General features: G+C 56.3%; 28 protein-coding genes. 23 read left to right on the top strand and 5 right to left on the bottom strand.

The window, feature by feature from the left end:
• The 4 genes from AS26_RS04835 to AS26_RS04825 all read right to left on the bottom strand — a co-directional run.
• A partial coding sequence (locus tag AS26_RS04835; protein WP_062306650.1) for a recombinase family protein occupies positions 1 to 1,493 on the bottom strand: 1,493 nt, incomplete at its 3' end.
• 54 nt (positions 1,494 to 1,547) lie between these two features.
• Positions 1,548 to 1,826 carry a helix-turn-helix domain-containing protein gene (locus AS26_RS04830; RefSeq protein WP_062306648.1) on the bottom strand — a complete coding sequence of 93 codons (279 nt, stop codon included), beginning with the start codon at positions 1,824 to 1,826 and terminating at the stop codon, positions 1,548 to 1,550.
• 22 nt (positions 1,827 to 1,848) lie between these two features.
• A complete protein-coding gene (locus AS26_RS13775) occupies positions 1,849 to 2,409 on the bottom strand; it encodes an ImmA/IrrE family metallo-endopeptidase (protein ID WP_083515987.1) in 561 nt (186 codons plus the stop codon).
• Between the two features lie 37 nt (positions 2,410 to 2,446).
• On the bottom strand, positions 2,447 to 2,812 hold the full coding sequence (locus AS26_RS04825; RefSeq protein WP_157068448.1) for a helix-turn-helix domain-containing protein: 366 nt from the start codon (positions 2,810 to 2,812) through the stop codon (positions 2,447 to 2,449).
• Between the two features lie 96 nt (positions 2,813 to 2,908).
• Between AS26_RS04825 and AS26_RS14925 the strand changes: the two genes are divergently transcribed.
• The 4 genes from AS26_RS14925 to AS26_RS04815 all read left to right on the top strand — a co-directional run bounded on the left by AS26_RS14925 (position 2,909) and on the right by AS26_RS04815 (position 4,728).
• Entirely contained in the window at positions 2,909 to 3,157 is a 249-nt protein-coding gene (locus AS26_RS14925) for a helix-turn-helix transcriptional regulator (RefSeq protein WP_083515986.1), read from the top strand.
• Between the two features lie 352 nt (positions 3,158 to 3,509).
• Positions 3,510 to 4,178: a Rha family transcriptional regulator gene (locus AS26_RS04820; protein WP_062306640.1), complete on the top strand. Its 669-nt coding sequence runs from the start codon at positions 3,510 to 3,512 to the stop codon at positions 4,176 to 4,178.
• Positions 4,179 to 4,192: 14 nt separating this feature from the next.
• Entirely contained in the window at positions 4,193 to 4,354 is a 162-nt protein-coding gene (locus AS26_RS14180; RefSeq protein ID WP_157068447.1) for a hypothetical protein, read from the top strand.
• A 17-nt stretch (positions 4,355 to 4,371) separates the two neighbouring features.
• Positions 4,372 to 4,728 (top strand): hypothetical protein, encoded by a 357-nt coding sequence (locus tag AS26_RS04815; protein WP_062306638.1) that lies wholly within the window; start codon positions 4,372 to 4,374, stop codon positions 4,726 to 4,728.
• Here the strand turns inward: AS26_RS04815 and AS26_RS14920 are convergent.
• Positions 4,712 to 4,951: an MJ0042-type zinc finger domain-containing protein gene (locus AS26_RS14920; protein ID WP_157068446.1), complete on the bottom strand. Its 240-nt coding sequence runs from the start codon at positions 4,949 to 4,951 to the stop codon at positions 4,712 to 4,714. The genes AS26_RS04815 and AS26_RS14920 overlap by 17 nt on opposite strands.
• 361 nt (positions 4,952 to 5,312) lie before the next feature.
• Here AS26_RS14920 and AS26_RS04810 point away from each other — a divergent pair, with 361 nt between their 5' ends.
• The 19 genes from AS26_RS04810 (at position 5,313) to AS26_RS13765 (ending at position 22,609) form a co-directional block, all read left to right on the top strand.
• Positions 5,313 to 5,594 carry a hypothetical protein gene (locus AS26_RS04810; RefSeq protein ID WP_062306635.1) on the top strand — a complete coding sequence of 94 codons (282 nt, stop codon included), beginning with the start codon at positions 5,313 to 5,315 and terminating at the stop codon, positions 5,592 to 5,594.
• Positions 5,585 to 6,028 (top strand): hypothetical protein, encoded by a 444-nt coding sequence (locus tag AS26_RS04805; protein WP_062306632.1) that lies wholly within the window; start codon positions 5,585 to 5,587, stop codon positions 6,026 to 6,028. The genes AS26_RS04810 and AS26_RS04805 overlap by 10 nt, the downstream gene beginning before the upstream one ends.
• Entirely contained in the window at positions 6,028 to 7,212 is a 1,185-nt protein-coding gene (locus AS26_RS04800) for a DUF2800 domain-containing protein (protein WP_062306630.1), read from the top strand. The genes AS26_RS04805 and AS26_RS04800 overlap by 1 nt, the downstream gene beginning before the upstream one ends.
• Positions 7,209 to 7,847, top strand: coding sequence for a DUF2815 family protein (locus tag AS26_RS04795; protein ID WP_083515985.1), 639 nt, complete (start codon positions 7,209 to 7,211; stop codon positions 7,845 to 7,847). Before AS26_RS04800 ends, AS26_RS04795 begins: the two co-directional genes overlap by 4 nt.
• Positions 7,848 to 7,850: 3 nt before the next feature.
• Positions 7,851 to 9,818, top strand: a complete 1,968-nt coding sequence (locus AS26_RS04790; RefSeq protein ID WP_062306628.1) for a DNA polymerase — start codon at positions 7,851 to 7,853, stop codon at positions 9,816 to 9,818.
• Positions 9,819 to 9,921: 103 nt separating this feature from the next.
• A complete protein-coding gene (locus tag AS26_RS04785) occupies positions 9,922 to 10,152 on the top strand; it encodes a hypothetical protein (RefSeq protein WP_062306625.1) in 231 nt (76 codons plus the stop codon).
• Positions 10,116 to 10,454: a DUF3310 domain-containing protein gene (locus tag AS26_RS04780; protein ID WP_083515984.1), complete on the top strand. Its 339-nt coding sequence runs from the start codon at positions 10,116 to 10,118 to the stop codon at positions 10,452 to 10,454. The genes AS26_RS04785 and AS26_RS04780 overlap by 37 nt, the downstream gene beginning before the upstream one ends.
• Positions 10,451 to 11,539, top strand: coding sequence for a hypothetical protein (locus tag AS26_RS04775; RefSeq protein ID WP_062306623.1), 1,089 nt, complete (start codon positions 10,451 to 10,453; stop codon positions 11,537 to 11,539). Before AS26_RS04780 ends, AS26_RS04775 begins: the two co-directional genes overlap by 4 nt.
• Before the next feature lie 11 nt (positions 11,540 to 11,550).
• The gene (locus AS26_RS04770) at positions 11,551 to 11,739 is read left to right on the top strand and encodes a hypothetical protein (protein ID WP_062306620.1); all 189 of its coding nucleotides are present in this window, start codon (positions 11,551 to 11,553) and stop codon (positions 11,737 to 11,739) included.
• Positions 11,736 to 12,539, top strand: a complete 804-nt coding sequence (locus AS26_RS04765; protein WP_062306618.1) for a nucleoside triphosphate pyrophosphohydrolase family protein — start codon at positions 11,736 to 11,738, stop codon at positions 12,537 to 12,539. The genes AS26_RS04770 and AS26_RS04765 overlap by 4 nt, the downstream gene beginning before the upstream one ends.
• 375 nt (positions 12,540 to 12,914) lie before the next feature.
• Complete coding sequence (locus AS26_RS04760) at positions 12,915 to 13,178, top strand: hypothetical protein (RefSeq protein WP_157068445.1); 264 nt, start codon at positions 12,915 to 12,917, stop codon at positions 13,176 to 13,178.
• Between the two features lie 77 nt (positions 13,179 to 13,255).
• Positions 13,256 to 13,546 carry a DUF4406 domain-containing protein gene (locus AS26_RS04755; protein WP_062306613.1) on the top strand — a complete coding sequence of 97 codons (291 nt, stop codon included), beginning with the start codon at positions 13,256 to 13,258 and terminating at the stop codon, positions 13,544 to 13,546.
• A gap of 13 nt (positions 13,547 to 13,559) precedes the next feature.
• A complete protein-coding gene (locus AS26_RS04750) occupies positions 13,560 to 16,139 on the top strand; it encodes a virulence-associated E family protein (RefSeq protein WP_083515983.1) in 2,580 nt (859 codons plus the stop codon).
• Positions 16,140 to 16,736: 597 nt separating this feature from the next.
• Complete coding sequence (locus AS26_RS04745) at positions 16,737 to 17,021, top strand: PDDEXK family nuclease (RefSeq protein ID WP_062306610.1); 285 nt, start codon at positions 16,737 to 16,739, stop codon at positions 17,019 to 17,021.
• Positions 17,018 to 18,409, top strand: a complete 1,392-nt coding sequence (locus tag AS26_RS04740; RefSeq protein ID WP_062306608.1) for a DEAD/DEAH box helicase — start codon at positions 17,018 to 17,020, stop codon at positions 18,407 to 18,409. The genes AS26_RS04745 and AS26_RS04740 overlap by 4 nt, the downstream gene beginning before the upstream one ends.
• Positions 18,410 to 18,412: 3 nt before the next feature.
• Complete coding sequence (locus AS26_RS04735) at positions 18,413 to 18,727, top strand: hypothetical protein (RefSeq protein WP_062306606.1); 315 nt, start codon at positions 18,413 to 18,415, stop codon at positions 18,725 to 18,727.
• Between the two features lie 543 nt (positions 18,728 to 19,270).
• On the top strand, positions 19,271 to 19,825 hold the full coding sequence (locus tag AS26_RS04730) for an HGGxSTG domain-containing protein (protein ID WP_281176943.1): 555 nt from the start codon (positions 19,271 to 19,273) through the stop codon (positions 19,823 to 19,825).
• A complete protein-coding gene (locus tag AS26_RS04725) occupies positions 19,822 to 21,039 on the top strand; it encodes a PBSX family phage terminase large subunit (protein ID WP_062306600.1) in 1,218 nt (405 codons plus the stop codon). Before AS26_RS04730 ends, AS26_RS04725 begins: the two co-directional genes overlap by 4 nt.
• 19 nt (positions 21,040 to 21,058) lie before the next feature.
• On the top strand, positions 21,059 to 22,609 hold the full coding sequence (locus AS26_RS13765) for a phage portal protein (RefSeq protein ID WP_157068444.1): 1,551 nt from the start codon (positions 21,059 to 21,061) through the stop codon (positions 22,607 to 22,609).
• The last annotated feature ends 2 nt before the right edge of the window (positions 22,610 to 22,611 follow it).

Genomic DNA, 22,611 nt, shown 5'->3' with positions numbered 1-22,611 from the left:
TTAACCCGAACTCGCAAGTTGCAGTCGAATTCGTCGGTTCCGTTGTCGAAGGTTAGGATGACGGAGTCGACGAATTCTTGTATGACGGCCTTCTTTGCCGCGTCGTCTCCGTGGAGGAGCTGGTACTTCTTTTCACGGATCACAGCCTCAATCGCCGTGTCGTCCAGATAATCCCGTTTTTTCATGACTTCAAGACGAACAAGCGCTTTTTCGATTTCATCCTTCCGGTCCTTAGCTTCATTGATGTACGACCAGACAAGCTCCTGATCTTTAATACCTCTTAACGAATTCATCCAGGCTTGAATGTCCTGGTTAATTTCCGAAAGCTCGCGTCGCAGCGCTTCTTCGTTTTGTTTCAATTGCGTACGCTGTTCTGCGTACAGTGCTTGGGTGTTCTTCACCATCATTTGGATGGATTCGTCTGTGAAATAGGTGTCAACTAAAAGCTTGATGATCGCATTCTCGATGTCAGACTTACGAATGCTCGGAAGACCACACTTCGCAGAACATGTGTAGTACTGATACTGACTTCCTTTGTTGGTATAGCTGTTCCCGTTACAACGAGCACCGCATTGACCGCAGTACAACTTATCGCTCAACAGATACGTCGCATCGCCTTTGTAATAGCTCGGTTTGAATTTCCGTGTGGCCATGATCTGATTCACCCTCTCAAAGAGTTCACGGTCAATGATGGGAGGGACTACACCCTCCACAGCAACCTGCTCATCTCTTGGTTTGAAATCATGATTATTCCGTGTTCCATCTTCTCGCTTTGAAGACCGTACGTCCCAAGTATAAATGCCGATGTATTTCTTGTTGCAGTGCCAACCGTCAAAACTATTGATGGTGAAAGGCCGCCCGCGTTGGGTACGGAAGCCGCGTTCATTGAGCTCTGCAGCGATCTCCGACTTGTTTTTCCCCTCGGCAATACGGGTAAAGAAGATTCGGACGGCTTCTGCGGCACGTTCATCGATTTCCAAACGCTTGGTCTCTGGATTGACTCGATAGCCATAAGGCGGCCGTCCACCTGTTGTCATGCCCTTTAGGGCGTTTTCCTTCAATCCTTTACGGCTTTCCCTTGCGAGGTTTTTGGAGTAGTACTCGGCCAAACCCTCTAATACTGATTCCAAAATAACACTTTCCGGTGAATCGTCCAAGTGCTCCAGGACGCTTTCAAGACGTACACCGTTCCGCTTCAGAATGCGTTTGTAATACGCGCTGTCGTAACGATTGCGCGCAAAGCGATCTAATTTATGCACGACAACCACATCAAAGAGTCCTTTTGCGCTATCTTGGATCATCCGTTGAAAGTTCGGTCGATCATCGGTCGTCGCCGACCGTGCCTCGTCTGGGTAAACCCCAACTAGTTCGTAGCCCTTCTGTCTACAGTATTCCTCGATCGCGCGCATCTGGGCATCAATCGACTCTTCGCGTTGGTTATCGGAGCTATAGCGGGGGTAAGCAACAGCTCGGACCGCGCTCTTTTTAGCCAAACAACCCCATCCCTTCTTGCAAAATATATAAATAAAACTTTATATTACCATATCTTATTTATTTTCCACTTGCTGTCGAATCCACTCGTCAACATCCACCTGTCGAACGAAGATTTGCCCTCGCACTCGAAAGGACGGAATAGCACGTTCTCGAATCAGTCGGCGTACAGTGGGTTCGGAAACGTGCAAATATTCGGCAAGCTCCGCAATAGACATGTGTCGCGCCAACAGAGCTTGTTCAATGCGCGGCTCAAGTCGTTCCCACAGGCGCCGTTCAAGTTCTACAAGCATTTCTTCCTTCATCTGTTGAATGGCTTGTTCAAATAAAGACATAATTAGACCTCCATTTCATTTCTTAGGAGGAGAAAGAGCCTGTGTCCTTAAAAAACAAATATGCGGCTGCTCTTTCGAGCGGTACCGGAATAAGCGCTTGTAGTCGGTTACGAACTCTCCAACTCAAGTGTTCTATACGTTTTGAGGCCGGCGTAAAATTAACATCGCACTTCTCTGCCAAATAACTTGGGATAAGGTCTTCAAGAGTTTCAAAACAATAATCAGGAATAAGAAGTCGAGATGCACACCAATTTGCTTCGACTTCAAGAATATTGAGTAATCCCCTTGAAACCCTGTCCAAAGTTTTGGTCGTATTCCAAGGCAGATTCCAATGAGCGATGACATGACTAAGTTCATGTGCCAACGTCCATCTTTGTCTACGATGTACGGTTTGCGGGTCGCCTTCTAAATCAGTCGCTATGTATATGTGATACCCTGTACCCGTTCTAACGGTGTAGCCTTCTGGGCCATTTAAATAAGTGAATTGTATGTCGCAATCAAATATTCGAGCTAGAGGTGCGAGATCAATTGGTGGTTTAGGGTTTCCAATCTCCGCAAGAGCGACACAGGCGATCTGTTCCATTTCATTAAATCGAGGAGAAGACAATACTGGATGGTCGTTATTTGTGCTTGTTTCCGTCCCTCATCGCCTCCGCGAGTTTCTTCGTGAGTTCAAGGAACCGTGTATACGCTTCCTCCGAGAGCTCATCCCGGGCTCGAGTAATAAATTCAATTGCGTCCCTCAATTGTTCGTCTTCACCCGCATCTTGGGAATACCCGTGCGGGTCATTAGTACGCCCGAGTAAATAGTCTACCGAAACCCCCAACACTTCAGCAAGTTTTTGTAATCGCTCACTTGGCGGTATGGATTTATCCCGTTCGTAATTTGAAATGTTTGCCTCGGTGACTCCTAAAGCCATTGCGATCTGACTTTGAGTTAAACCTCGCCGGATGCGCGTCTGCCGAATGCGTTGCCCCAACGTCATGTACTTCACCGTCCTTAAATAAAATTTTCGATTCACCCCCTTGCTTAAGCGATACTTAAGTGCTATATTCGAGGCACAAGGAGGTGAGGCCCCGAAATGGTCACGCAAACATCATCCTCAACGCCTTTGCGCGCTCGATTGCGGGAAGCCCGCAAGCAAAAAGGGACGCAGCGCAAAGTCGCAGCGGATCTCGGGATTACAGAGACATACCTTCGAGCTATCGAACATGGTACTTACTTGCCAAGCATTCGTATCATGAAACGGATGGAGCACTATTTTGGTGTTCCTCTGGACGAGCTCTTTCCTGAGTTGAACGACCCTAGTTTTTATTTGTCTGATAGTTAAGGGAAACTTGTTGTCGACGCCTATTATAAAGCATCAATTGAACTTGCGCAAGTGACGCTTACGGTGAAGGGCCGTCTTATGCCTTCTACTTAAGCGAAACTTAACTTTATCCTTGGGCCAAATGTCAACTCACGAAGACCGGTCCAGGTGTGAACGGCCATCACGCGGAAGGGGCTGACACCAATCAAGCGCGCTAAAGGAATTCGGATCACGGTAGAAGAGGTACCACACCCCGAGCCAGAGCGGCTTGCCGAGGTTTTGGCGCAGTTCTTCTACCCCATCGTGATGGAGGAACTAGGCGTGACTTCAGAGTTGGAGAGCATTCGTGCCATCAAGGAAGGAGGCCGTATGGATGGCCAAGCTCATACTCAACCCTGAATACCGACTGTACGAGCGTAACGGGCAAGCGTTTTGCAGCAGTCGCCAAATTGCCGAGGAATTTGGAAGGCGGCACGACCACGTGCTGCGTACGATCGACGAAATCACTGCCCCCACAAGTGGGGTGAGTGAACAATTTCGGCTCCTCAACTTTGAGGAGTCCAGATACAAAGACGCATCTGGGCGGTGGAACCGAGAGTTTCTTTTGACCAAAGACGGTTTCGTAATGACGGTCATGGACTTCAAGGGTCCGAAGGCAAGAGCCTTCAAAGAAGCCTACATCGCCCGATTCAACGCGATGGAAGCCTTCATCCGCTCGCTGCAAGCCGCCAAGATGGAATTTCCGGCGTTCACGGAAGCCGTGATGAACGCGCATGAAGAGCCGAAGCATTACCACTTCAGTAACGAGATCAACATGATCTATCGCATCGTGCTCGGCATGGACGCGAAAGCCTTCAGGCAACTGCACGGGCTGGACAAGGACGCTGTCATTCGCCCGTACTTGACGGTTGAACAAATACAAGCCATCGAAGCCCTCCAGCGGGTGGACATTGGATTGCTGGTGGCCGTACCGGATTATCAGCGACGCAAACAGCTGCTTCAAGAGCATTACGTGCGAATACAAAGGAAACGAATCGCGTGAGAGGAGGGCTTCATATGAACACCATCGACAGTGACGACGTCTTGATGGAGTTTTGCGACAAGACCGGCTTTGAAGACCCACATCCCAACGATTTCCCTATGTTTCTTGAGTTCTTGCAACACGAGTATCCCGATCTCGTCGATGCGGCGTGGCTCATCTGGAAGCAATGGTTCTGAAAGGAGGGCTTATCACAATGGACGCTTACTACGTCCGGATTTACACCCTGCAAAACGGTGAACAGATTGAAGCGCCTGTCGTGCATCAATGCTACGAGCAGGCGGAAGCCGACTTGGACAAGTTCCGCCTGCACCCTGAATTTGACCTCTCTCAAGTAGCTCACATTCGAATTGAAAAGCGATACTGCCCTCGGCCCTTCTGGGTGTCAGACGTAACTGAGAGTAAAACGGATGCCACGAACCGTGGAAACCTATACACCATCAAAGTTGCGCTCGACAGGAGTGAGCTAGCTAATCAACTGCGAGAACTGGCAGACATTTTGAGCCCCCAAAACGGGGAGGGGAACGGTTCGCTGCTTAAAGTTTCAGATTGATATGCGTCGTTTGCTTCCTAAGCAACTTGGATAAGTCGTCCAGTGTCCGCTGCACCGTGTCGATCGCTTCGCGATTGTCCAAACGGATCTCAGCGTTGCAGAGAGGGCAACGCACGACAGTGTCTGGTATGAACAAACTCTCAGCTGCCACTGAGAATTTGTTCCGACAACCCGGGCATTTCAGGTCTGCTGAATCACCCTTGAAAAAGTCTTTTGGTTCCATAACGTGCCTCCAGGACTTCCGCTCCCCTGGTGACAGTTTCGATGTGTAGACGGAAATTCCTGCATAAACGAAGTACCTGAAAGGAGGTGACCCGCATGGGCAACAGACGCAGGGGCAAACGGAAAAAGGGTTCCCGCGGCAACGGGAACCCAGGCACAGCACGTCTGACACAAACCACCGCCATAAGTGTACCAGACGTGCCTGTGTCTCCGCCAGCCCCTGCTGAGCCCGACATCTGGGACAGCGTGACCGTGGCGGACGTGCGAGAGCTGGTACGCCGCTACGGCCATTGGGGACTGCGGTTCCCCGCCAAAGTGGTCATCAAACTGCTCGACGAGATCGAGCGACTGGAGGGACAGGCATGCACAAGTTCTACGTCGGACAACCCGTCATCGTCGGCCCACACGCCGAGCACTCGGTAGGCTGTCAAGGCCGCATTGAGCGAATCCGCGGACGGATGTGCGATGTCCGCATCACCACAACGCGAGGCAACTATCTCAGCACCTTTGACGCCCGTACGCTGGCACCGTCGGACAGCCACGCACTGCATCCGGAACGGGCGCTGCAGCGCGCGTTGGACAAACTCCTGGCTGAAGCAAAGGCGGCGATCGCCGCGGAGGAGGTGAAGACGACATGGAGCTGACCGTACGCATCGAAGCGCCCGAACTGACGCACGCCATTCTCGAGCTCGCCTCCGTCCTCGCCATGGGCGTCTCCGCGGAGGCGGCCAAGGCCTCGCTGGCGCATGAGCGGGCCGTATCCGAGGTGACTGCACAGACTCCGCCACCGCCGAGCCCTCAACCCACGGCGACTCCGGCAACGGCGCCGGTCGCGACAACAACCCAATCTGCGGCACCCACGCCGTCGTCCGCGCCCACAGCTGCCGTGCCGACAGCCGCGCCGACCTATACGTTGGAGCAGCTTGCGGTCGCCGCGACACAGCTCGTCGACGCCGGCCGACGGGACGAGCTCATCCAACTGCTCCAGTCGTTCGGCGCACAAGCACTTACCGCATTGGCGCCTGAACACTACGGTGCGTTCGCGACAAAGCTACGCGAGATGGGGGCGAAGCTCTAGTGGTCGGGATACACGCAGAGCGACCCCACGCACTGCTCAGCGCGTCCGCTGCACATCGATGGTTGGCTTGTCCACCGAGTGCGCGACTGTGTGAACAGTTTCCAGACACGACAAGCGAGTACGCGGCCGAGGGGACACTTGCGCACGAGCTCGCCGAGTTGAAGCTGCGCAAGGCGCTGAAGCTGGGCGATCTCAACACTCGAGAATTCAACAAACGCCGCAAAGAACTCGAGTCGCATCCGCTCTACAGTGCTGAAATGGACACTTACACGGATAGCTATGTCGACTACGTCCTTGGTATCGTGCACAGCTATCGCGTGCCACCTTACGTGACGGTAGAGAAGCAGATTGACTACAGCACCTACGCACCTGAGGGCTTTGGGACCGGCGACTGCATCGTGATCGGCGGCGAAACCTTACACATCATCGACCTGAAATACGGGAAAGGCGTGCGAGTGAGCGGAGAAGGCAACCCACAAATGCGTCTTTACGCGCTCGGCGCCTTGCAGGAGTACGGTTTCCTGTACCCGATCGCGCAAATTCACACAGCCATCGTTCAACCTCGTCTCGACAGCATCAGCGAAGAGACGATCTCCGTCGACGATCTGCTCGCATGGGGCGCATCTATCAAGCCTATCGCCGAAATGGCGTATCGAGGCGAGGGTGAGTTCAAGGCGGGCGAACACTGTCGCTTCTGTCGCGCGAAGTCCGTCTGCCGGGCTCGTGCTGAGCAGTACCTGGCGCTTGAGGAGTTCGGACAAGCGAAGCCTCCGCTCATCACCGACAGCGAGGTCGGGGAAATTCTGCGTCGAGCCAAAGCATTGGCAGAGTGGGTGGCGGATCTCGAAGAGTACGCGCTGCAGCAGTGTTTGGCCGGCAACGAGATCCCCGGCTGGAAAGCCGTCGAAGGTCGCGGTTCGCGGCAATACGTCGACCTAGACGCCGCGTTCAAGGCGCTCATCGACGCCGGCATCGATGAAGCGGTGCTCTATGAGCGCAAACCGTTAAGCGTCGCGCAACTCGAAAAGGTACTCGGCAAAGCGCAGTATCGTCAACTGCTTGAGGAACCGGGACTCGTGAGGAAGGAACCTGGCAAACCGACACTCGTGCCTGAATCGGACAAGCGTCCCGCGATCACCGCGAAAATTACGGCCCAAGAGGCCTTTGGAGGAGACGAAGGATGACAAAACCGACCGCCGTGACTACTGGACAAGTGCGTCTGAGCTACGTTCATCTGACGAAACCGTATGCCGCGAATCCCGGACAGGAGCCGAAGTACAGCGTGACGCTTCTCATCCCGAAATCCGACGTGCAAACGAAGCAACGTATCGATGCGGCTATCGAAGCAGCCATCCAAGAAGGCGTCCTCTCGAAGTGGGGAGGCGTGCGGCCCCCGGTACTCAAGATCCCGGTCCACGACGGAGACGGCGTGCGCCCGAACGGCGAACCATTTGGACCTGAATGTAAGGGTCACTGGGTAGTCACCGCCTCCAGCAAACAGCCGGTCGAAGTGGTCGACCTCAATCTGAGCCCGATTCTCGACCAAACGCAAATCTACAGCGGCATGTACGGGCGCGTGTCGATCACCTTCTTCGCCTTCAATACGAACGGCAACCGCGGTATCGGATGCGGCTTGAACGCAGTGCAAAAGGTCGCAGATGGTGAACCACTCGGCGGACGAATCAGTGCCGCGCAGGCCTTCGGTGATGGTTTCACGCCAGCTACGACTACCACACCAACTGCGCCGCCAACGGCTACGAAACCTGCCATCGATCCGATTACTGGCCAACCGCTGAGCGGAGGCGTGATGGGGTTGTGAGCGATGCGACATTTGAGCGTGGACATCGAGACGTTCTCCAGCGTCGACATCAAGAAAAGCGGCCTGTACAAGTACGCGCAAAGTCCTGACTTCGAGATCCTGCTGTTTGCGTACTCGTTTGACGGAGGGCCCGTTGAGGTCGTCGACCTGGCTCAGGGCGAGCAGCTGCCGGCAGACATTCTGTCGGCGCTGCAAGACCCGGGCGTGATTAAACACGCCTACAACGCGGCCTTTGAGTGGTACTGCATCAATCGGTTCTGGCCATCTCCGATCGAGCAGTGGCGCTGCACCATGGTGCACGGCTTGTACTGCGGATATCCGATGGGTCTCGCCAATGTCGCCAAAGCGCTCCAACTCGAGGAAGACAAGCAGAAGATGAGCGTCGGCGCTGCGCTGATCCGAACGTTCTGTATGCCGTGTAAGCCGACCAAGGCAAACGGAGGTCGCACACGGACGCTTCCGTATCACGAGCCCGAAAAGTGGGCGCTCTTCAAGGAGTACTGCCGACGCGACGTCGAGGTTGAGATGGAGGTTGCACGACGTCTGGCGGCCTTCCCGGTGCCCGCAGAAGAGCAGCAGCTGTGGGTGCTTGATCAGCGCATCAACGCGTACGGAGTAGGCATTGACACGGACCTCGTGAACGGTGCCATCAGCCTAAGCGAGAGCATCAATCAGGCTCTTATGGAAGAGGCCGTTCAGCTGTCGGGACTCAACAATCCCAACAGCACGAAACAGCTCACGCAGTGGCTGAGTGAGGCGCTCGAGGAGGACATCGACAACGTCCGCAAGGACACCGTCGAGGCCCTCCTACAGACGACAGACGACACGAAAGTAAGGAGAATCCTAGAAATTCGCCAGGAACTGTCGAAAGCTTCGGTCAAAAAGTACGTGGCCATGCGAGAAGCTACCTGCGCAGACGGTCGCGCGCGCGGATTGCTCCAGTTCTATGGGGCCAATCGAACGGGGAGATGGTCGGGGCGACTCATTCAACCTCAAAATCTTCCAAGAAATCACTTGGATTGCATGTCCTTCGCACGAGACCTCGTCAAGGCGCGCAAGCTCGATGCCATCCGGGTGATCTACGGCAACCTGGCGGACACACTCTCGCAGCTGACGAGGACTGCGCTCATCCCTTCTCCGGGACATCTCTTCGTCGTCGCCGACTTCTCCGCGATTGAAGCGCGCATCACGGCATGGCTGGCGGGAGAAGAATGGGTGCTCGAGGTCTTCCGAACCCACGGCAAGATCTACGAAGCCGCGGCTGCACAGATGTTCGGCGTGCCGCTCGAGCGGATCGTCAAGGGCAACCCGGAGTACGAGCTGAGGCAGAAAGGTAAGGTCGCAACGCTTGCGCTTGGATACGGCGGCGGTTCAGGGGCGCTCATCAACATGGGCGCGTTGAAACAAGGTCTCACAGAGGATGAACTGCCTGAAATCGTGCAGCGCTGGCGCGCCGCCAACCGACGTATCGTTGACCTCTGGTACACCGTCGAAAACGCCGCACTTGAGGTGATGCGCACGGGACAAGCCATCGGCGTGCGGGGGCTCATCTTCGCACGAGAGGGCGATGGTCAACAGGATTGGCTCACCGTGCGGCTACCAAGCGGGCGCAAGCTCTATTACGCGAGACCTGCCATCGAGTTCAACGACCGTGGGAACGAACAGTTGAGTTATCAAGGCACCGCGATGAAAAGCGGCAAACCGGAGCGGACGTCCACGTGGGGCGGGAAGCTCGTCGAGAACCTGGTGCAGGCCATCGCCCGCGACTGTTTGGCGGTATCGCTCATGCGCCTTGCTGAGGCGGGCTACAAAATCGCGTTTCACGTGCATGACGAGATCGTGCTTGACGTCCCGGCTGAACACGCAGACATCGATGCGGTGACGAACATCATGGGCCAACCCATCGACTGGGCGCCAGGGCTACCGCTGAAAGCCGAGGGCTTTGTCTGCGAGTACTACCGAAAGGATTGATGGCCTTGCATGAAACCTGCTTCTACTGCGGCCGCACGACTGAAGAGCCTCTGAATCGATACGGTGTACACGACTATTGCTGCTATGAACAGGAGGACGACACATGCGAGACACCGCACTCACAGTGGGCCAACGCGTCACGGCTCTCGACCGACTCGGCATGCGCATTGGACATCGCTACGTGGACGGCACCATCGAGTACATCTCTCCTCGAGGCTGGGCAACCGTAATGCTCGACTTTGGATACCGGGAGTGCTTCTGGCTGGAAGAACTCGAGCCTATGGAGGAGGCGACACCATGGGAGAACTGTGGGAACGCGCTTTACGCGCCTTAAAGGCGCGCGTCGATGCCGGCGAACTCGACCCTGAAGACGTCGTTACACGGTTGACCGATACCATCCTACATCCAGAATCCCCTACATACGACCCGGTCAACCATCCCCGTCACTACGTAACCGGCGGCATCGAGACGATCGACTTCATCGAGGCAAAGCTCGGACCGGAACGGTTTGAAGGTTACTGCATCGGCAACGCCATCAAGTATCTCTCGCGTTATCAGCACAAAGGCGGCAAGGAAGACCTTGAAAAGGCCGTTTGGTACCTCAACCGCATCATCGAAAGGAGTCAAGAAGCATGACAACGACCACTGATTTGACCGTTGAAATTACGCAACCCATTCTCGCTGCCATGAAGGCCGCCGCGCGGCTTGCCCCGAAGAAACACCCTGTCCGTACATTCGAGCACATCCGCATCACCGCAGAAGGCAACGACCTGATCATCGAAGCGGCAAACAGCGATGTGTACTATCAACGAACCGTCTTCCTACCTGACGTGACGGTGTCTACGTCGGCGGCCGCGGTACTTCATCGTGACGTAATCCTAAACATCAAGGCGCCGACCGCTTTGCAATTCGGCGACCGGCCACGCCTGGGCCCGATGGTGCTCAATCCTGAAATCTTGCCCGAGGACTTCCCGAAAGCTCCGCCGGAGCCGACAAGCGAGGCCATCAATTGTGACAGGGACTACTTTGATGCGCTTGAACATGCGGCGCTCTCGGCAGCGAAGTCGGAAGCACGACCGATCCTGCAGAACATCTGCCATCGCGGCGATTCGCTGTTTGCATCGGACGGCTTGTCTGCATATTGGGCGAAAACAAACAAGTCTTGGCCTCAAGATCTCGTCCTACCCGCCTCCTACGCGGCGACACTCGGAAAACTGTTCGGGTACTCAGGGGCCTACATGGCCTGGAATGATAGCCACATCTGGTATTGGGACAACGGGCATAAGATTGCCATTCGGCCGCTTGTACACCATGTAGATGGGCGGCATTACCCCGACGTGGAACGGGTTTTTCCGCGGTCGACACCTATTGCGAGCGGCACGCTTGATCGCAAGGCCTGGATGCAAGCACTCGAATCTGTGATCTCGCTTTACAAATTAGTCAAACGCCGTGATCTCGAATTCCGGATGACAATCGAGGGGTTCATCGAAAAAGCCGTCATCTCTGCGCGCGCGGAGGGGCACGAACTGCAACAGGATGTACCGTGTCAGGCCAGCATGTCCTTCTGGCTACGGCTCAACGCGCAGCTGCTCCATCAGGCGCTGCAACAGTTGGATGACAGCAACGAAGTCGAATTTGAATTCTACGGTTCAGAGACGCCGTTTCTACTTTCCCAACGAAACGGGCACCGCAAAGTCTTACTTGCGGTCATGACCAAGTGAGGTGGGGCGGAATGGGCACTCCCGTCACTTCCGATGTCGTCATCGTCGAAGCGCGTCCGCTAAAAATGCACAAGGGCTTGCCCACGGTCATTGAGCTCACGTATGTCGTCGGTCAACAGGTCCGCGTGCTCGACTACATCCTGCGTCACCCTGACCAGGGCAAAGCCCGACCTCGCAAACGCGAGGTGGACAAGTCGTGACGTATCGGAATTATCACCGCACGCTCGCCGGCACCCCGGTCCCACACGCGGACCGGGAGCGCGCGGCGGAGCAATCCAGCGAAATGGTGGTGTATCACATGAGCAAAGCCGAAATGGAAGCGTACCTCGAGGAGCGATATGGGAACAAGCGCAAGGACAAGCCCGAACCGACGCAGGAGGCGTACCTCACGTTGCGATTGAATGGTCGAGGTCGAGCCCAGGCCATTCGAGAGCTCTTCAACTCGCACAGTCAGGGCTACCAAGCCCTTGAACGGTGGGGCATTAGAGATATGCACGCGGAGGCAGCCGCGCTTGACGAGCTACGTCGTCAACTCTCTGTCCACACAGTCGAGGTCGCACCAGTTGCCGATACGGAGGTCACGGACGCACAAGATCCTGCACAAGATACCGCGCACGATGAGCCGGACGAGAAGGCCACTAGTGAATCCGAATTCGAACCGTCGCTCACCTTCACCCTCGTGTGCCACGAGGACGTAGCACGAACGGTGCTCGAGGCGCTCATCGAAGACGTACACGTCACCGCGCGCAGCAAAGGCTGGCACGACACTGAAACACCATTGCCGGTGCACCTCGCGCTCATCCACTCCGAAGTCAGCGAAGCGCTTGAAGCGGACCGCAAAGGTTATGGCATGGAGCAAGTGGCCGAGGAACTGGCCGATGTCGTCATCCGCACATTCGACACTGCCGCCGCACATGGACTGAATCTCGCGGATGCGCTTTTAACCAAAATGGCGCGGAACAAGGCACGGGCGTACCGCCACGGCGGCCGGAAGTACTAACAGGAGAGAGGCCTACTCAACATGAGCGCAACGAACCGCGGCACAGCACGACACGAATATGACGCGTATCAAACGCCAAGATGGGTCATTGAAGCTCTGTTGGACAAGATCGGACCGCTGGTGCACGGCAAGACGGTACTCGAGCCGTGCGCCGGAGCGGGTGAAATCGCTCGGGCGCTTCAAGACCGCGGCGCAGTGGTGACAGCCTTCGACATACAAGCCGGGACTGACTTCAAGTTGTGTACGTGTTGTCCAAACGCCCGAGCTTTACAGGTCGAGGCACTGACAGCGCGGATTATGCGTGGGTGTTATGGAGGCCAAGACGGCACGACACTTCTTCCACGCTTCTGGAATGGATGTGAGGTGACTAGAAACATGAATGAACAACTAGGGCCTGGTACAAGGGTTCGATGGTTCATCCGACGCCGCGGCGAGCGAATGCAGATGACGGGCACCGTCATTGCGTTCGTGCCGGCAGGACATTCGGCACTCGCGTACGCACCAAAGGGAACGCCGGAACACTTTCTCAAGGCCAAAAACATGGCGAAGGTGGACCGATATCTCGTAGAAGTACGCCCATCATTCAACGTGTGGTTGTACTACTGCCCGCGCGCGTCACAAATAGAAATTGACGAGTAGCCGAGAGCATGTTCGCACAACATGACACGAGCCGTCAGCGCTGAACTGTTGGCGGCTCTATGTAGGAGTGAGACCGAATGAAAGTCTACATAGCGGGTCCCATGACCGGGCTACCCGACTACAACTATCCTGCGTTCTTTCGCGCCGCGGAGGTCATCCGCGCCCTGGGGGGTGAGCCGCTGAACCCCGCGGAAGGCGTGACCGACCTGCATCAACCGTGGGCCTGGTACATGCGTCGGGCGCTCCGGATGCTACTCGACGCAGACGCTGTAGCGATGCTACCGGGCTGGGAGTCTTCCCGCGGCGCGCGGCTTGAGTATGTGATTGCCCAACAGCTCGGCATGCCCGTCATCGAACTGGACGAATGAGGATGTGGTGACGATGCAATACGACAAACTTCTCACCATCGCAGCGGCAGGCAGTCGTAAGGCCACGCATTGGCCGGCCCAGCAAATCTACTGGTCGGAGCTCGTCGAACGCCTGCGCGTGCCGGTGCGAGGCACGGAGACGCTCGAGCAATACCTCCAGCTCCCTAAGGCGCAACAGGACGATCTGAAGGACGTGGGCGGCTTTGTCGGCGGTTGGTTCCACGGAGACCGCCGCAAGGCCGCGAACGTAGCGGGGCGGGATCTCATCACCCTCGACCTCGACCACATTCCCGCAGGCGCCACGGATGACGTCCTGCGCCGGCTGGAGGCCCTCGGGTGCGCGTACGTCGTCTACAGCACCCGCAAGCACGAACCGGCGAAACCACGGCTACGCGCGCTCTTCCCACTCAGCCGCACGGCGACGGCAGATGAATATGAGCCGGTCGCGCGGAAGCTCGCATCTATTCTCGGTATCGAGCTATGCGACCCGACGACGTTCGAGGCCTCACGGCTCATGTACTGGCCATCCTGTTGCGCCGACAGCCAGTACGTCTTCCACTACGGAGACAAGCCGTTCGTCGACACGGACGGCCTCCTGGCGATGTACGTCAACTGGCGAGACGTGTCGGAGTGGCCGCAAGTGCCAGGCGTACATGACGCGCAGGTCAAGCGCGCGACGAAACAAGCCGACCCGACCACTAAGACGGGGATCGTCGGGGCGTTCTGCAAGGTCTACGACATCTATCGCGCGATGGACAAATACCTGCCCGGCGTGTATGAGCCGACCGAACACCCGGACCGTTATACCTACACAGGTGGCACGACGACCGGTGGCGCCATCGTGTACGACAACGGATTGTACCTGTACTCGCACCACGCCACGGATCCAGTCAGCGGGCGGCTCGTGAACGCATGGGACCTGGTGCGGTTACACAAATTCGGCGACCTCGATGACGACGCCGCACCCGGCACGCCGCCCGCAAAGCTGCCCAGCTGGTCCGCCATGCGGCAACTCGCCATCCAGGACCCGGACGTCATGGCCGTGCTCGATGCCGAGCGTTACGCGCAAGTGCGCGAGGCGTTTGCGGACGAAATCACCGCGACCTCGGAAGCGCCGGCGGCAGACGTCGGCGTTTCGGGAGCAGCTGCGGAGACGGCGTCTACGGGGACCGACCTCAGTTGGCTGAGGAAGCTAAAGCGCAACCCGAACACCGGCGCGCCGGAGAAGAGCGCGTATAACGTGCAAGTGGTCCTTGAGAACGACCCGGCACTCAAGGGGCGCATCTATTTGGACACGTTTGCGGATCGACTGATGGTGGTTCCACCATTGCCGTGGGGAACACGCATGCACGAGACGGAAGAACAGCCTTGGGGACCGCAAGACGACGCGGGATTCAGTGTGTATTTAGACTCTCTTCTTGGGATGAAGCCGAGTCGGATCATTGAAGCAGCTGTATATGAACACGCTGCGCGACATGCACGCAATCCGGTCCGAGAGTATCTCATGAGCCTGAAATGGGACGGCGTACCGCGACTCGACACCATTTATATCGACTATTTGGGCGCAGAAGACTGCCCATACACGCGGGCGGTTGCGCGTAAAGCATTAGTTGCAGCTGTGGCGCGTGCCATGAGTGATAAGCCCGTGAAATTTGACGTTATGACCGTTTTGAGCGGGCCGCAGAACAAGGGAAAAAGCACGTTATTCCGTCGTCTTGGGCGACAGTGGTTTACGGATAGTATCAAAAGCTTCGAAGGCAAGGAAGCAGAAGAGCTCATCGCAGGAAAGTGGATTGTCGAAATCGCTGAACTTCAGGCGTTCAACAAAAGCGACGTCAATCGCATTAAGCAGTTCTTAAGTAAAGAGGAGGACCAATATCGACCGGCGTACGCTCGAACCGTCAAAAGTCAGATTCGTCGCTGTATCTTTTTCGGCACGACGAACGACCATGAGTATCTACGCGATCAGACAGGTAATCGCCGTTTTTGGCCCGTGGATATTTTAGTCCAAGAACCAAAGCTGTCCTCTTATGACGATTTGCACGACCACGTTGTCGACCAGATCTGGGCAGAGGCCGTGATGCGCTGGCGCCTCGGTGAACCTTTGACGCTACCGAAGGAATTGGAGGCGGAAGCCGACCGGCGCCGCGAAATTCATCTGGAGCGTGACCCATTGCAAGGCATCATCGAGGAGTTTCTTCAGAAACCCGTCCCGGAAGATTGGTCGAAGTGGAGCCTGGGTCGACGGTTAATGTATTGGGGCGGCGAAATGCAAACCGAGAGCCTCAAACTCGTTCCACGTGACCGCGTATGCGCCTTAGAGATATGGCGGGAGTGCCTAGGGGAGAGGCGTGCCATGACAAAGGCTGACGCCGCCCGAATCAACTCCATCTTGCAAAGTTTAGAAGGGTGGGACAGAGGAACAACTCTGTGGTTTGGACCATTATATGGAACGCAACGAGGGTTTCGACGCAACTCATCCCTACACGTAGTTTCCAGGGAACACAACGGGAGCGAAACCCAAGATAAGGAGGTTGCGTTGAAGCGCAAAGAAAAAGATTCCATGCTATACAGATCTATAACGGAAAAATAGCAGGTTAAAGGTTATAGAAGACCTTTAACGACAGCTTAAAAGGTGAGGAGGGTAAGTCTGGGAATGTTTAAGATGTTATGAGTTTAAGAGTAGAAATCCTTTATATATCAAGGATTATGAAGTTAAACAACAACAACAATAGGGTTTAGAGAAACATAAAATTAAAGGATTTATAGACTTTATAACCTGCAAAAAAGTCTATAAATCCTTTACGGGTTATCTTTTTTACTATTAAGCTCCCCCTACGAATGTTAGTTAGATTGTTTAAGTCGTGAGGGAGAGAGGCGGGGTGGAATAAATGGGTCGTATGTCCAAGAACGATTTCATCCAATTTCTGTGGAAAGAGTTGCCGTATGGAGTAACGATCTTTGAAGACGGCACTATGCAATTGTTTAACCGCGACTACGAGCCGATCTATTCTCGTAAACCGTTGGATTCTTCAGTATGGGTCGTACCGATGAGGAAACGAGGACTTCACGTTTTTCGAGGAGTCGTCCCCAAAGACGGCGTACGCGACATGATTTGGTTTTATAACGACCGATGCCCTCCCTGGAGAGTGCAGAAGGTTCGAAACGTATGCAAGGAGATTTTGCGACGATGGTAAGAGAACGCGACATCGAGGCCTACCTGCGCAAGCGCGTGGCTGCGTTGGGTGGACGAGCCTATAAATTCGTGTCGCCGGGCAATGCCGGTGTGCCTGACCGACTGGTCCTTTTGCCTGGCGGCAGGGCGGTGTTCGTGGAGCTGAAGGCGCCGGGGCGGCGGCCGACGCCGCTCCAGCGGGTGCAGCAGGAACGGATTCGAGCGTTGGGCTTTGCGGTGTACGTCCTGGACAGCAAGGAGCGCGTGGACGCGTTCATCGAGGAGGTGCAAGGCACGTGAAGTTCGAGCCGCATAGCTATCAGCGCTACTGCATCGAACGCGTGATTCGGGACGAGGCGCTAATTCTCATGCTTGATATGGGCCTTGGCAAGACGGTGATCACGCTAACCGCGATTAACGACCTGAAGTACAACCGGTTCGCCGTATCGAAGGTCCTCGTTATCGCCCCGAAGAAGGTGGCCGAGTCGACATGGATTCGTGAGGCGCGGAAGTGGGATCATTTGCGCTTGTTGCGAATCGTCCCGGTGCTTGGGTCACAGACGAAGCGGATTCGGGCGCTGAATACGCCGGCTGATATCTACGTGATCAATCGCGAGAATGTTCCGTGGCTAGTCGAGTATTATCGCAACGCGTGGCCGTTCGACATGGTGGTCATCGACGAGTCGACGTCGTTCAAGAACCCGAAATCGAAGCGGTTTCGCGCGTTGAAGCTGGTGCGGGGCCATATCAAGCGCATTGTAGAACTGACCGGCACCCCCGCGCCGAACGGGCTTGAGGACCTGTGGGCGCAGGTCTACCTGCTGGACCAGGGCGAGCGCTTGGGCAAGTCGTTCGTTGGGTTTCGCGAGCGATACTTCGACCCGGATCAGCGGGACCGAGAGCACATCTGGAGCTACGCGCCGAAGCCGGGCGCGGATGAGGTCATCCGGCGTCTCATCGGCGACATCGCCATCAGCATGAAGGCGGAGGATTATCTCGAGCTGCCGGAGATCACGTATGTCACGGTGCCGGTGGCCCTTGATGCGAAGGCGCGAAGGGCTTATCAGACGTTGGAGCGAGACATGTTGTTGCGGGTGGACGAGAACACGATAGATGCTGGCAGCGCAGGCGTCTTGACCGGGAAACTGCTGCAGCTGTGTAACGGCGCGGTGTACGACGAGGAGCGTCAAGTCGTGCCGATTCATGACTGCAAGCTGGAGGCTTTCTTGGAACTCGTCGAAGCCTTGAACGGTAAACCGGCGCTCGTGTTCTACGGCTTTCAGCACGACGCGGCGCGTTTACAGGCGGCGCTGGCGAAGACCGGTCTTCGTGTGCGACAGTTGCGTGGGCCGCAAGACGAGGACGACTGGAACGCCGGGCAGATCGACGTCTTGCTGGCGCATCCGGCCAGCGCGGCGTTTGGCCTGAATCTTCAGCAAGGCGGCAATCATGTGATCTGGTTCGGCTTGACGTGGAACTTGGAGTTGTACCAGCAGGCCAATAAGCGCCTGCACCGTCAAGGGCAAACGGAACGCGTGATCGTGCATCACCTGGTGGTCGAGGACAGTGTGGACGAGGACGTGATGGAGGCCTTGGAAGGCAAAGCGGATGCGCAAGAGCGGCTGATTGAGGCCTTGAAGGCGCGCATTGAGCGCGTGCGTTCCGAGTCCGCGGTCGTGGGGGTGTGAGCGTTGACGACGTACGTGGTGGATAAGGCACGCACTCGCCAAGCGGTGCAAGCGTATTTCGCGGTGTATCGACGCTTCGTGCAGTTGCTTAACGCGGGTACGGTTCCGCGTGAAGAGCTGCAGCCCGTGCCAGGCTACGAGCATGCACAGCACCCAGATACCATCCACGCGCCGGGGTTTCGATCGACCTGGCCGTTGGTCGAGAAAATCGACGGAAAGCTGCGGTACATGCAGTGGTTTGTTCGGGACGTCGAGCGTGTGGTAGCCGGCTTGCCACGGTATCAGGAGGCGATCAGTATATGGGGCGCGAGCAACTGACGAATGAGGAGACGTATGAGGCGTTGTTGCGTGCGGATTCGCGGTGGTGCTACGGCATGCGATATTTCGAAAAACAGCGGTCGGAAGCGCTTATGGCCGTAGCGGACTTACTTGGTCTCACTCTATATCTGGAAAATTCCCAGTGAAGTGTGCGGAAATTATGCGGATTTCGTGCGGAAACCCCATGTTACAATGCCCTTGGAGAAGTGCACCCAAAATTCGAGATGAGCGATTCGGCTGCCCTACGGGGCGGCCTTTTTCGTTGACGCGGAGGAGGTCGGAATCGTGTTATGCCAGGAGGGTTACCCGTGTGTGTACATGACGCGGCTATCCGGGAGTCGTGCGAAATGCGCCTTGCCCCGGTGCGTGATGGAGCGCTACGGGAACTTTGTGCATGACACGATGACCGACCGGGTAACGCGCTATGTGGCGCAACCGATACGCGAGACAGGCGACGAAACGACGAATTGGGAATACGTGAAACGCGAACGGCAACGACAACTACGCGCGAAACGAACCTCATGCGTGTAAGAAGGTGGTGAAATGGCAAAGTGTGGTGCGAAGACGCGTAAAGGGACACCGTGTCAAAGCAACGCGATGGCGAATGGGCGATGCCGCATGCATGGCGGTAAGTCGACTGGCGCGCCGCCGGAAAAGTTGCGGGGTAACAAAAACGCGGTCACGACAGGCGAGTATGAAACGATATGGCTGGACACGCTGGACGACGCGGAACGCGTACTTTTTCACGCGATCGACATCGATGCACTCGTGCAACTGGATAACGAAATCCGTCTAACCGAGATTCGAGAACGGCGCATGCTTCAACGGATTCAGCGATTACGGCAAAGCGAAGATCTCGGCGTAGAGCAGCTCGTCCGTAGCGAGTCTGCGGACGAGACCGGCACGAAGACGTCAGAGACCGTCGTCATGCAGCCCGTATTGAACACCATTCAGCGCATCGAGGAGGCGCTCACGCGCGTGCAAGAGCGCAAGCTGAAGCTCATCGAGTTGAAACACCGTCTGCTGTCCGGAGACGGACGTGATCTCGATAGCTTGAGCGGGCTTGTCGAGGCGATTCGGGAGAGCTCGAGGCCATGAGCTTTACCTGGGGGCGATTTAGCGACAAACAGATGGCCTCAATTCGCGATTCGACGGCGCGGCTGAACATCTGGGAAGGCGCTGTGCGAAGCGGCAAAACGATCGCCAGTATGGTGCGCTGGTTGGACTACATTGCCACAGGTCCGCCTGGAGACCTGCTTATGGTCGGCAAGACCGAGCGAACCCTGAAGCGCAACATCCTCGACGTGCTCGAGCAGATCCTCGGGCCGCGACTGTACCGCTACAACAAGGGTGAGGGCGAGGTCTACATTTGCGGTCGCAAAATCTACGTCGCCGGGGCCAACGATGAGCGAGCGGAGGGCAAAATCCGAGGCATGACGTTGGCCGGCGCGTACGGCGATGAGCTGACGCTTTGGCCGGAGAACTTCTTCAAGATGCTCCTATCGCGTCTGTCTGTGCCTGGTGCCAAACTGTTTGGGACAACGAACCCTGATAGCCCATACCACTGGCTCAAGGAGCAATATCTCGACAACGCGGAACTCGATATGACGTCCTGGAGCTTCACGCTTGACGATAACCCGAACCTCGATCCGGCGTACGTGGAGTCACTGAAACGCGAATACACGGGTCTCTGGTACAAGCGATTCATCCTCGGGCTGTGGGTCATGGCGGAAGGCGCTGTGTACGACATGTGGGATGACACGCTTAATACATTCGCGGATGATGACATGCCGCCGGGGCTGAAGACAGTAGCGCGTCGATACGTGTCGGTGGACTATGGCACGCAGAACGCCACGGTGTTTCTCGACTGCCTGGATGATGGTGACACGTTGTGGGTCGTCAATGAGTACTACCACAGCGGGCGTGAGCACGGGCGGCAGAAAGAGGATGCGGAGTACGCGGACGACCTTATCCGCTTTGTCGGAGCAGACCGTCCGCGCTTTGTCATCGTCGACCCGTCGGCGGCGAGCTTCAAAGTAGCGCTGCGGCGCCGCGGCTTCTTGGTCAAGAGCGCTGAAAACGACGTGCTGGAAGGTATCCGCATGACGTCGACGATGATCGCGAAGCGGAAATTGCGCGTGAATCGTGACCGATGCAAGAACCTCATCAAAGAAATTTCGGGCTACGTGTGGGACGAGAAGGCGGCCGAACGCGGTCAGGAGAAACCGGTCAAGCAGAACGACCATGCAGTTGACGCCATGCGCTATCTCGTTGCGACGGTGGTCAGTCCGCGGCGACTCCATGCAATCTGAGGCGAGGGGGGTGAAATCTATGCGAACACTGAAGGCCCCATCCAGTGAACCCGAAGGCCTTACGCTCGATGAATTTGCGAAGGTGCTTTCGCGCGTGGTCACGATGGATGCCTTTAGCAACCCTCTTGCGCGCCTCGGCTACGGTACCCCGAACCTCATCGAGGGAACGGAATACCCGCTGACGCGTTTGACGCAAAACTATCAGTTGCTCAACAGCCTATATCGCAATAACTGGATTGTGCGGCGCGTGGTCGACATCATCCCCGAGGATATGTGCCGCAACTGGATCACCCTCCATACGCAGATCCCTCCGGAAGCGCTCGACAAGCTCAATCGCATGTGGCGTGCGAAACACTTGAAGCAGAAGATCCTGCAAGGGCTCAAGTGGGGGCGCCTGTACGGGGGTGCTGCGGGCCTCATGCTCATCGAAGGGCACGAGGATATCCTCGATGAGCCGCTTGACTATGACACCATCATGCCTGGGTCGTTCAAAGGCCTGCAGATCGTGGATCGTTGGACAGGCGTGTATCCGAGCGAGGAACTCGTTGAGGACATCAACGACCTCGAATTCGGTTTGCCGATGTACTACCTGATGACGCTCGAGGATGGGCGGGTGCTTCGGATTCACCACAGCCGTATCCTCCGCTTCACGGGTCGCGACCTGCCGTATTGGGAGCGGCTTGCCGAGGTTCATTGGGGATTGTCCGAGGTCGAGGTGGTCTATGAGGAGCTGCGCAAGCGCGACAACACGTCCTATAACATCGCGTCGCTCATCTTCCTTGCGAATCTGCGCGTGATGAAAATGGCCGATTTGGGGCAGACGCTGGCGCTGGGCGACCAGCAAGCGCAGACGGACCTGTACAACGTCCTGCAGGCCCAGAACTGGCTCATGTCCAACATGGGTATTTACGTGATGGATAAAGACGACGAGTTCCAGCAATTTCAATACACGTTTGCTGGCCTCAACGAGATCTACGAGTCGTTCATGATGGACGTGTCCGGCGCGTGTCAAATCCCTGTCACGCGCCTCTTCGGGCGGTCGCCGGCCGGGATGAACGCAACTGGCGAGAGCGACTTGCAGCACTACTACGAGACGGTGCAGCAGGCGCAGGAGACGTACCTGGCGCCGGTGCTCGATAAACTGTTGCCTGTGATGTGCATGTCGGAGTTTGGCGCGATCCCGGACGACCTGGACTACTCGTTCAACCCCATTCGCAATCCGTCGGACAAGGACATGGCGGACCTCGTCGAACAAAAGACGAATGCGCTCGTCAACCTGTACAACGCCGGCATCATTTCGCAGAAAACGGCGCTGCAAGAGCTGCGTCAGATGTCGGATACGACGGGCATGTTCACGAACATCACGGATGAACAGATCGCGGCGGCCGACGAAGGCACGTCGCCAGGTGAGGTGATCCCGGACGATGCCTTCTCGCCGCTATCCTCGGCATTATCCGCTGTGGGCGCCGAAAATGCGCATCGAGATGGAGTACCGCAGGGCGATTCGAGCGGCGCTACGGCAGCTCGGAAGTTTGTTGACTGGCTTAGAGGATCCAAGCGAGATCATTGAGC

This window comes from Alicyclobacillus sendaiensis NBRC 100866, from assembly GCF_001552675.1.
In the GTDB taxonomy this organism is placed as follows: Bacteria; Bacillota; Bacilli; order Alicyclobacillales; family Alicyclobacillaceae; genus Alicyclobacillus; species Alicyclobacillus sendaiensis.
The sequence above is the reverse complement of the archived record's forward strand: the minus strand, read 5'-3'. Positions and strand labels throughout refer to the sequence as shown.

What these genes read in the sequence shown, in the direction of transcription:
- AS26_RS04830 (WP_062306648.1), bottom strand. Translation starts at nt 1,826, where the DNA reads ATGTCTTTATTTGAACAAGCCATTCAACAGATGAAGGAAGAAATGCTT.
- AS26_RS13775 (WP_083515987.1), bottom strand. Translation starts at nt 2,409, where the DNA reads ATGGAACAGATCGCCTGTGTCGCTCTTGCGGAGATTGGAAACCCTAAA.
- AS26_RS04825 (WP_157068448.1), bottom strand. Translation starts at nt 2,812, where the DNA reads ATGACGTTGGGGCAACGCATTCGGCAGACGCGCATCCGGCGAGGTTTA.
- AS26_RS14925 (WP_083515986.1), top strand. Translation starts at nt 2,909, where the DNA reads ATGGTCACGCAAACATCATCCTCAACGCCTTTGCGCGCTCGATTGCGG.
- AS26_RS04820 (WP_062306640.1), top strand. Translation starts at nt 3,510, where the DNA reads ATGGCCAAGCTCATACTCAACCCTGAATACCGACTGTACGAGCGTAAC.
- AS26_RS14180 (WP_157068447.1), top strand. Translation starts at nt 4,193, where the DNA reads ATGAACACCATCGACAGTGACGACGTCTTGATGGAGTTTTGCGACAAG.
- AS26_RS04815 (WP_062306638.1), top strand. Translation starts at nt 4,372, where the DNA reads ATGGACGCTTACTACGTCCGGATTTACACCCTGCAAAACGGTGAACAG.
- AS26_RS14920 (WP_157068446.1), bottom strand. Translation starts at nt 4,951, where the DNA reads ATGGAACCAAAAGACTTTTTCAAGGGTGATTCAGCAGACCTGAAATGC.
- AS26_RS04810 (WP_062306635.1), top strand. Translation starts at nt 5,313, where the DNA reads ATGCACAAGTTCTACGTCGGACAACCCGTCATCGTCGGCCCACACGCC.
- AS26_RS04805 (WP_062306632.1), top strand. Translation starts at nt 5,585, where the DNA reads ATGGAGCTGACCGTACGCATCGAAGCGCCCGAACTGACGCACGCCATT.
- AS26_RS04795 (WP_083515985.1), top strand. Translation starts at nt 7,209, where the DNA reads ATGACAAAACCGACCGCCGTGACTACTGGACAAGTGCGTCTGAGCTAC.
- AS26_RS04790 (WP_062306628.1), top strand. Translation starts at nt 7,851, where the DNA reads ATGCGACATTTGAGCGTGGACATCGAGACGTTCTCCAGCGTCGACATC.
- AS26_RS04785 (WP_062306625.1), top strand. Translation starts at nt 9,922, where the DNA reads ATGCGAGACACCGCACTCACAGTGGGCCAACGCGTCACGGCTCTCGAC.
- AS26_RS04780 (WP_083515984.1), top strand. Translation starts at nt 10,116, where the DNA reads ATGGGAGAACTGTGGGAACGCGCTTTACGCGCCTTAAAGGCGCGCGTC.
- AS26_RS04775 (WP_062306623.1), top strand. Translation starts at nt 10,451, where the DNA reads ATGACAACGACCACTGATTTGACCGTTGAAATTACGCAACCCATTCTC.
- AS26_RS04770 (WP_062306620.1), top strand. Translation starts at nt 11,551, where the DNA reads ATGGGCACTCCCGTCACTTCCGATGTCGTCATCGTCGAAGCGCGTCCG.
- AS26_RS04760 (WP_157068445.1), top strand. Translation starts at nt 12,915, where the DNA reads ATGAATGAACAACTAGGGCCTGGTACAAGGGTTCGATGGTTCATCCGA.
- AS26_RS04755 (WP_062306613.1), top strand. Translation starts at nt 13,256, where the DNA reads ATGAAAGTCTACATAGCGGGTCCCATGACCGGGCTACCCGACTACAAC.
- AS26_RS04750 (WP_083515983.1), top strand. Translation starts at nt 13,560, where the DNA reads ATGCAATACGACAAACTTCTCACCATCGCAGCGGCAGGCAGTCGTAAG.
- AS26_RS04745 (WP_062306610.1), top strand. Translation starts at nt 16,737, where the DNA reads ATGGTAAGAGAACGCGACATCGAGGCCTACCTGCGCAAGCGCGTGGCT.
- AS26_RS04730 (WP_281176943.1), top strand. Translation starts at nt 19,271, where the DNA reads ATGGCAAAGTGTGGTGCGAAGACGCGTAAAGGGACACCGTGTCAAAGC.
- AS26_RS04725 (WP_062306600.1), top strand. Translation starts at nt 19,822, where the DNA reads ATGAGCTTTACCTGGGGGCGATTTAGCGACAAACAGATGGCCTCAATT.
- AS26_RS13765 (WP_157068444.1), top strand. Translation starts at nt 21,059, where the DNA reads ATGCGAACACTGAAGGCCCCATCCAGTGAACCCGAAGGCCTTACGCTC.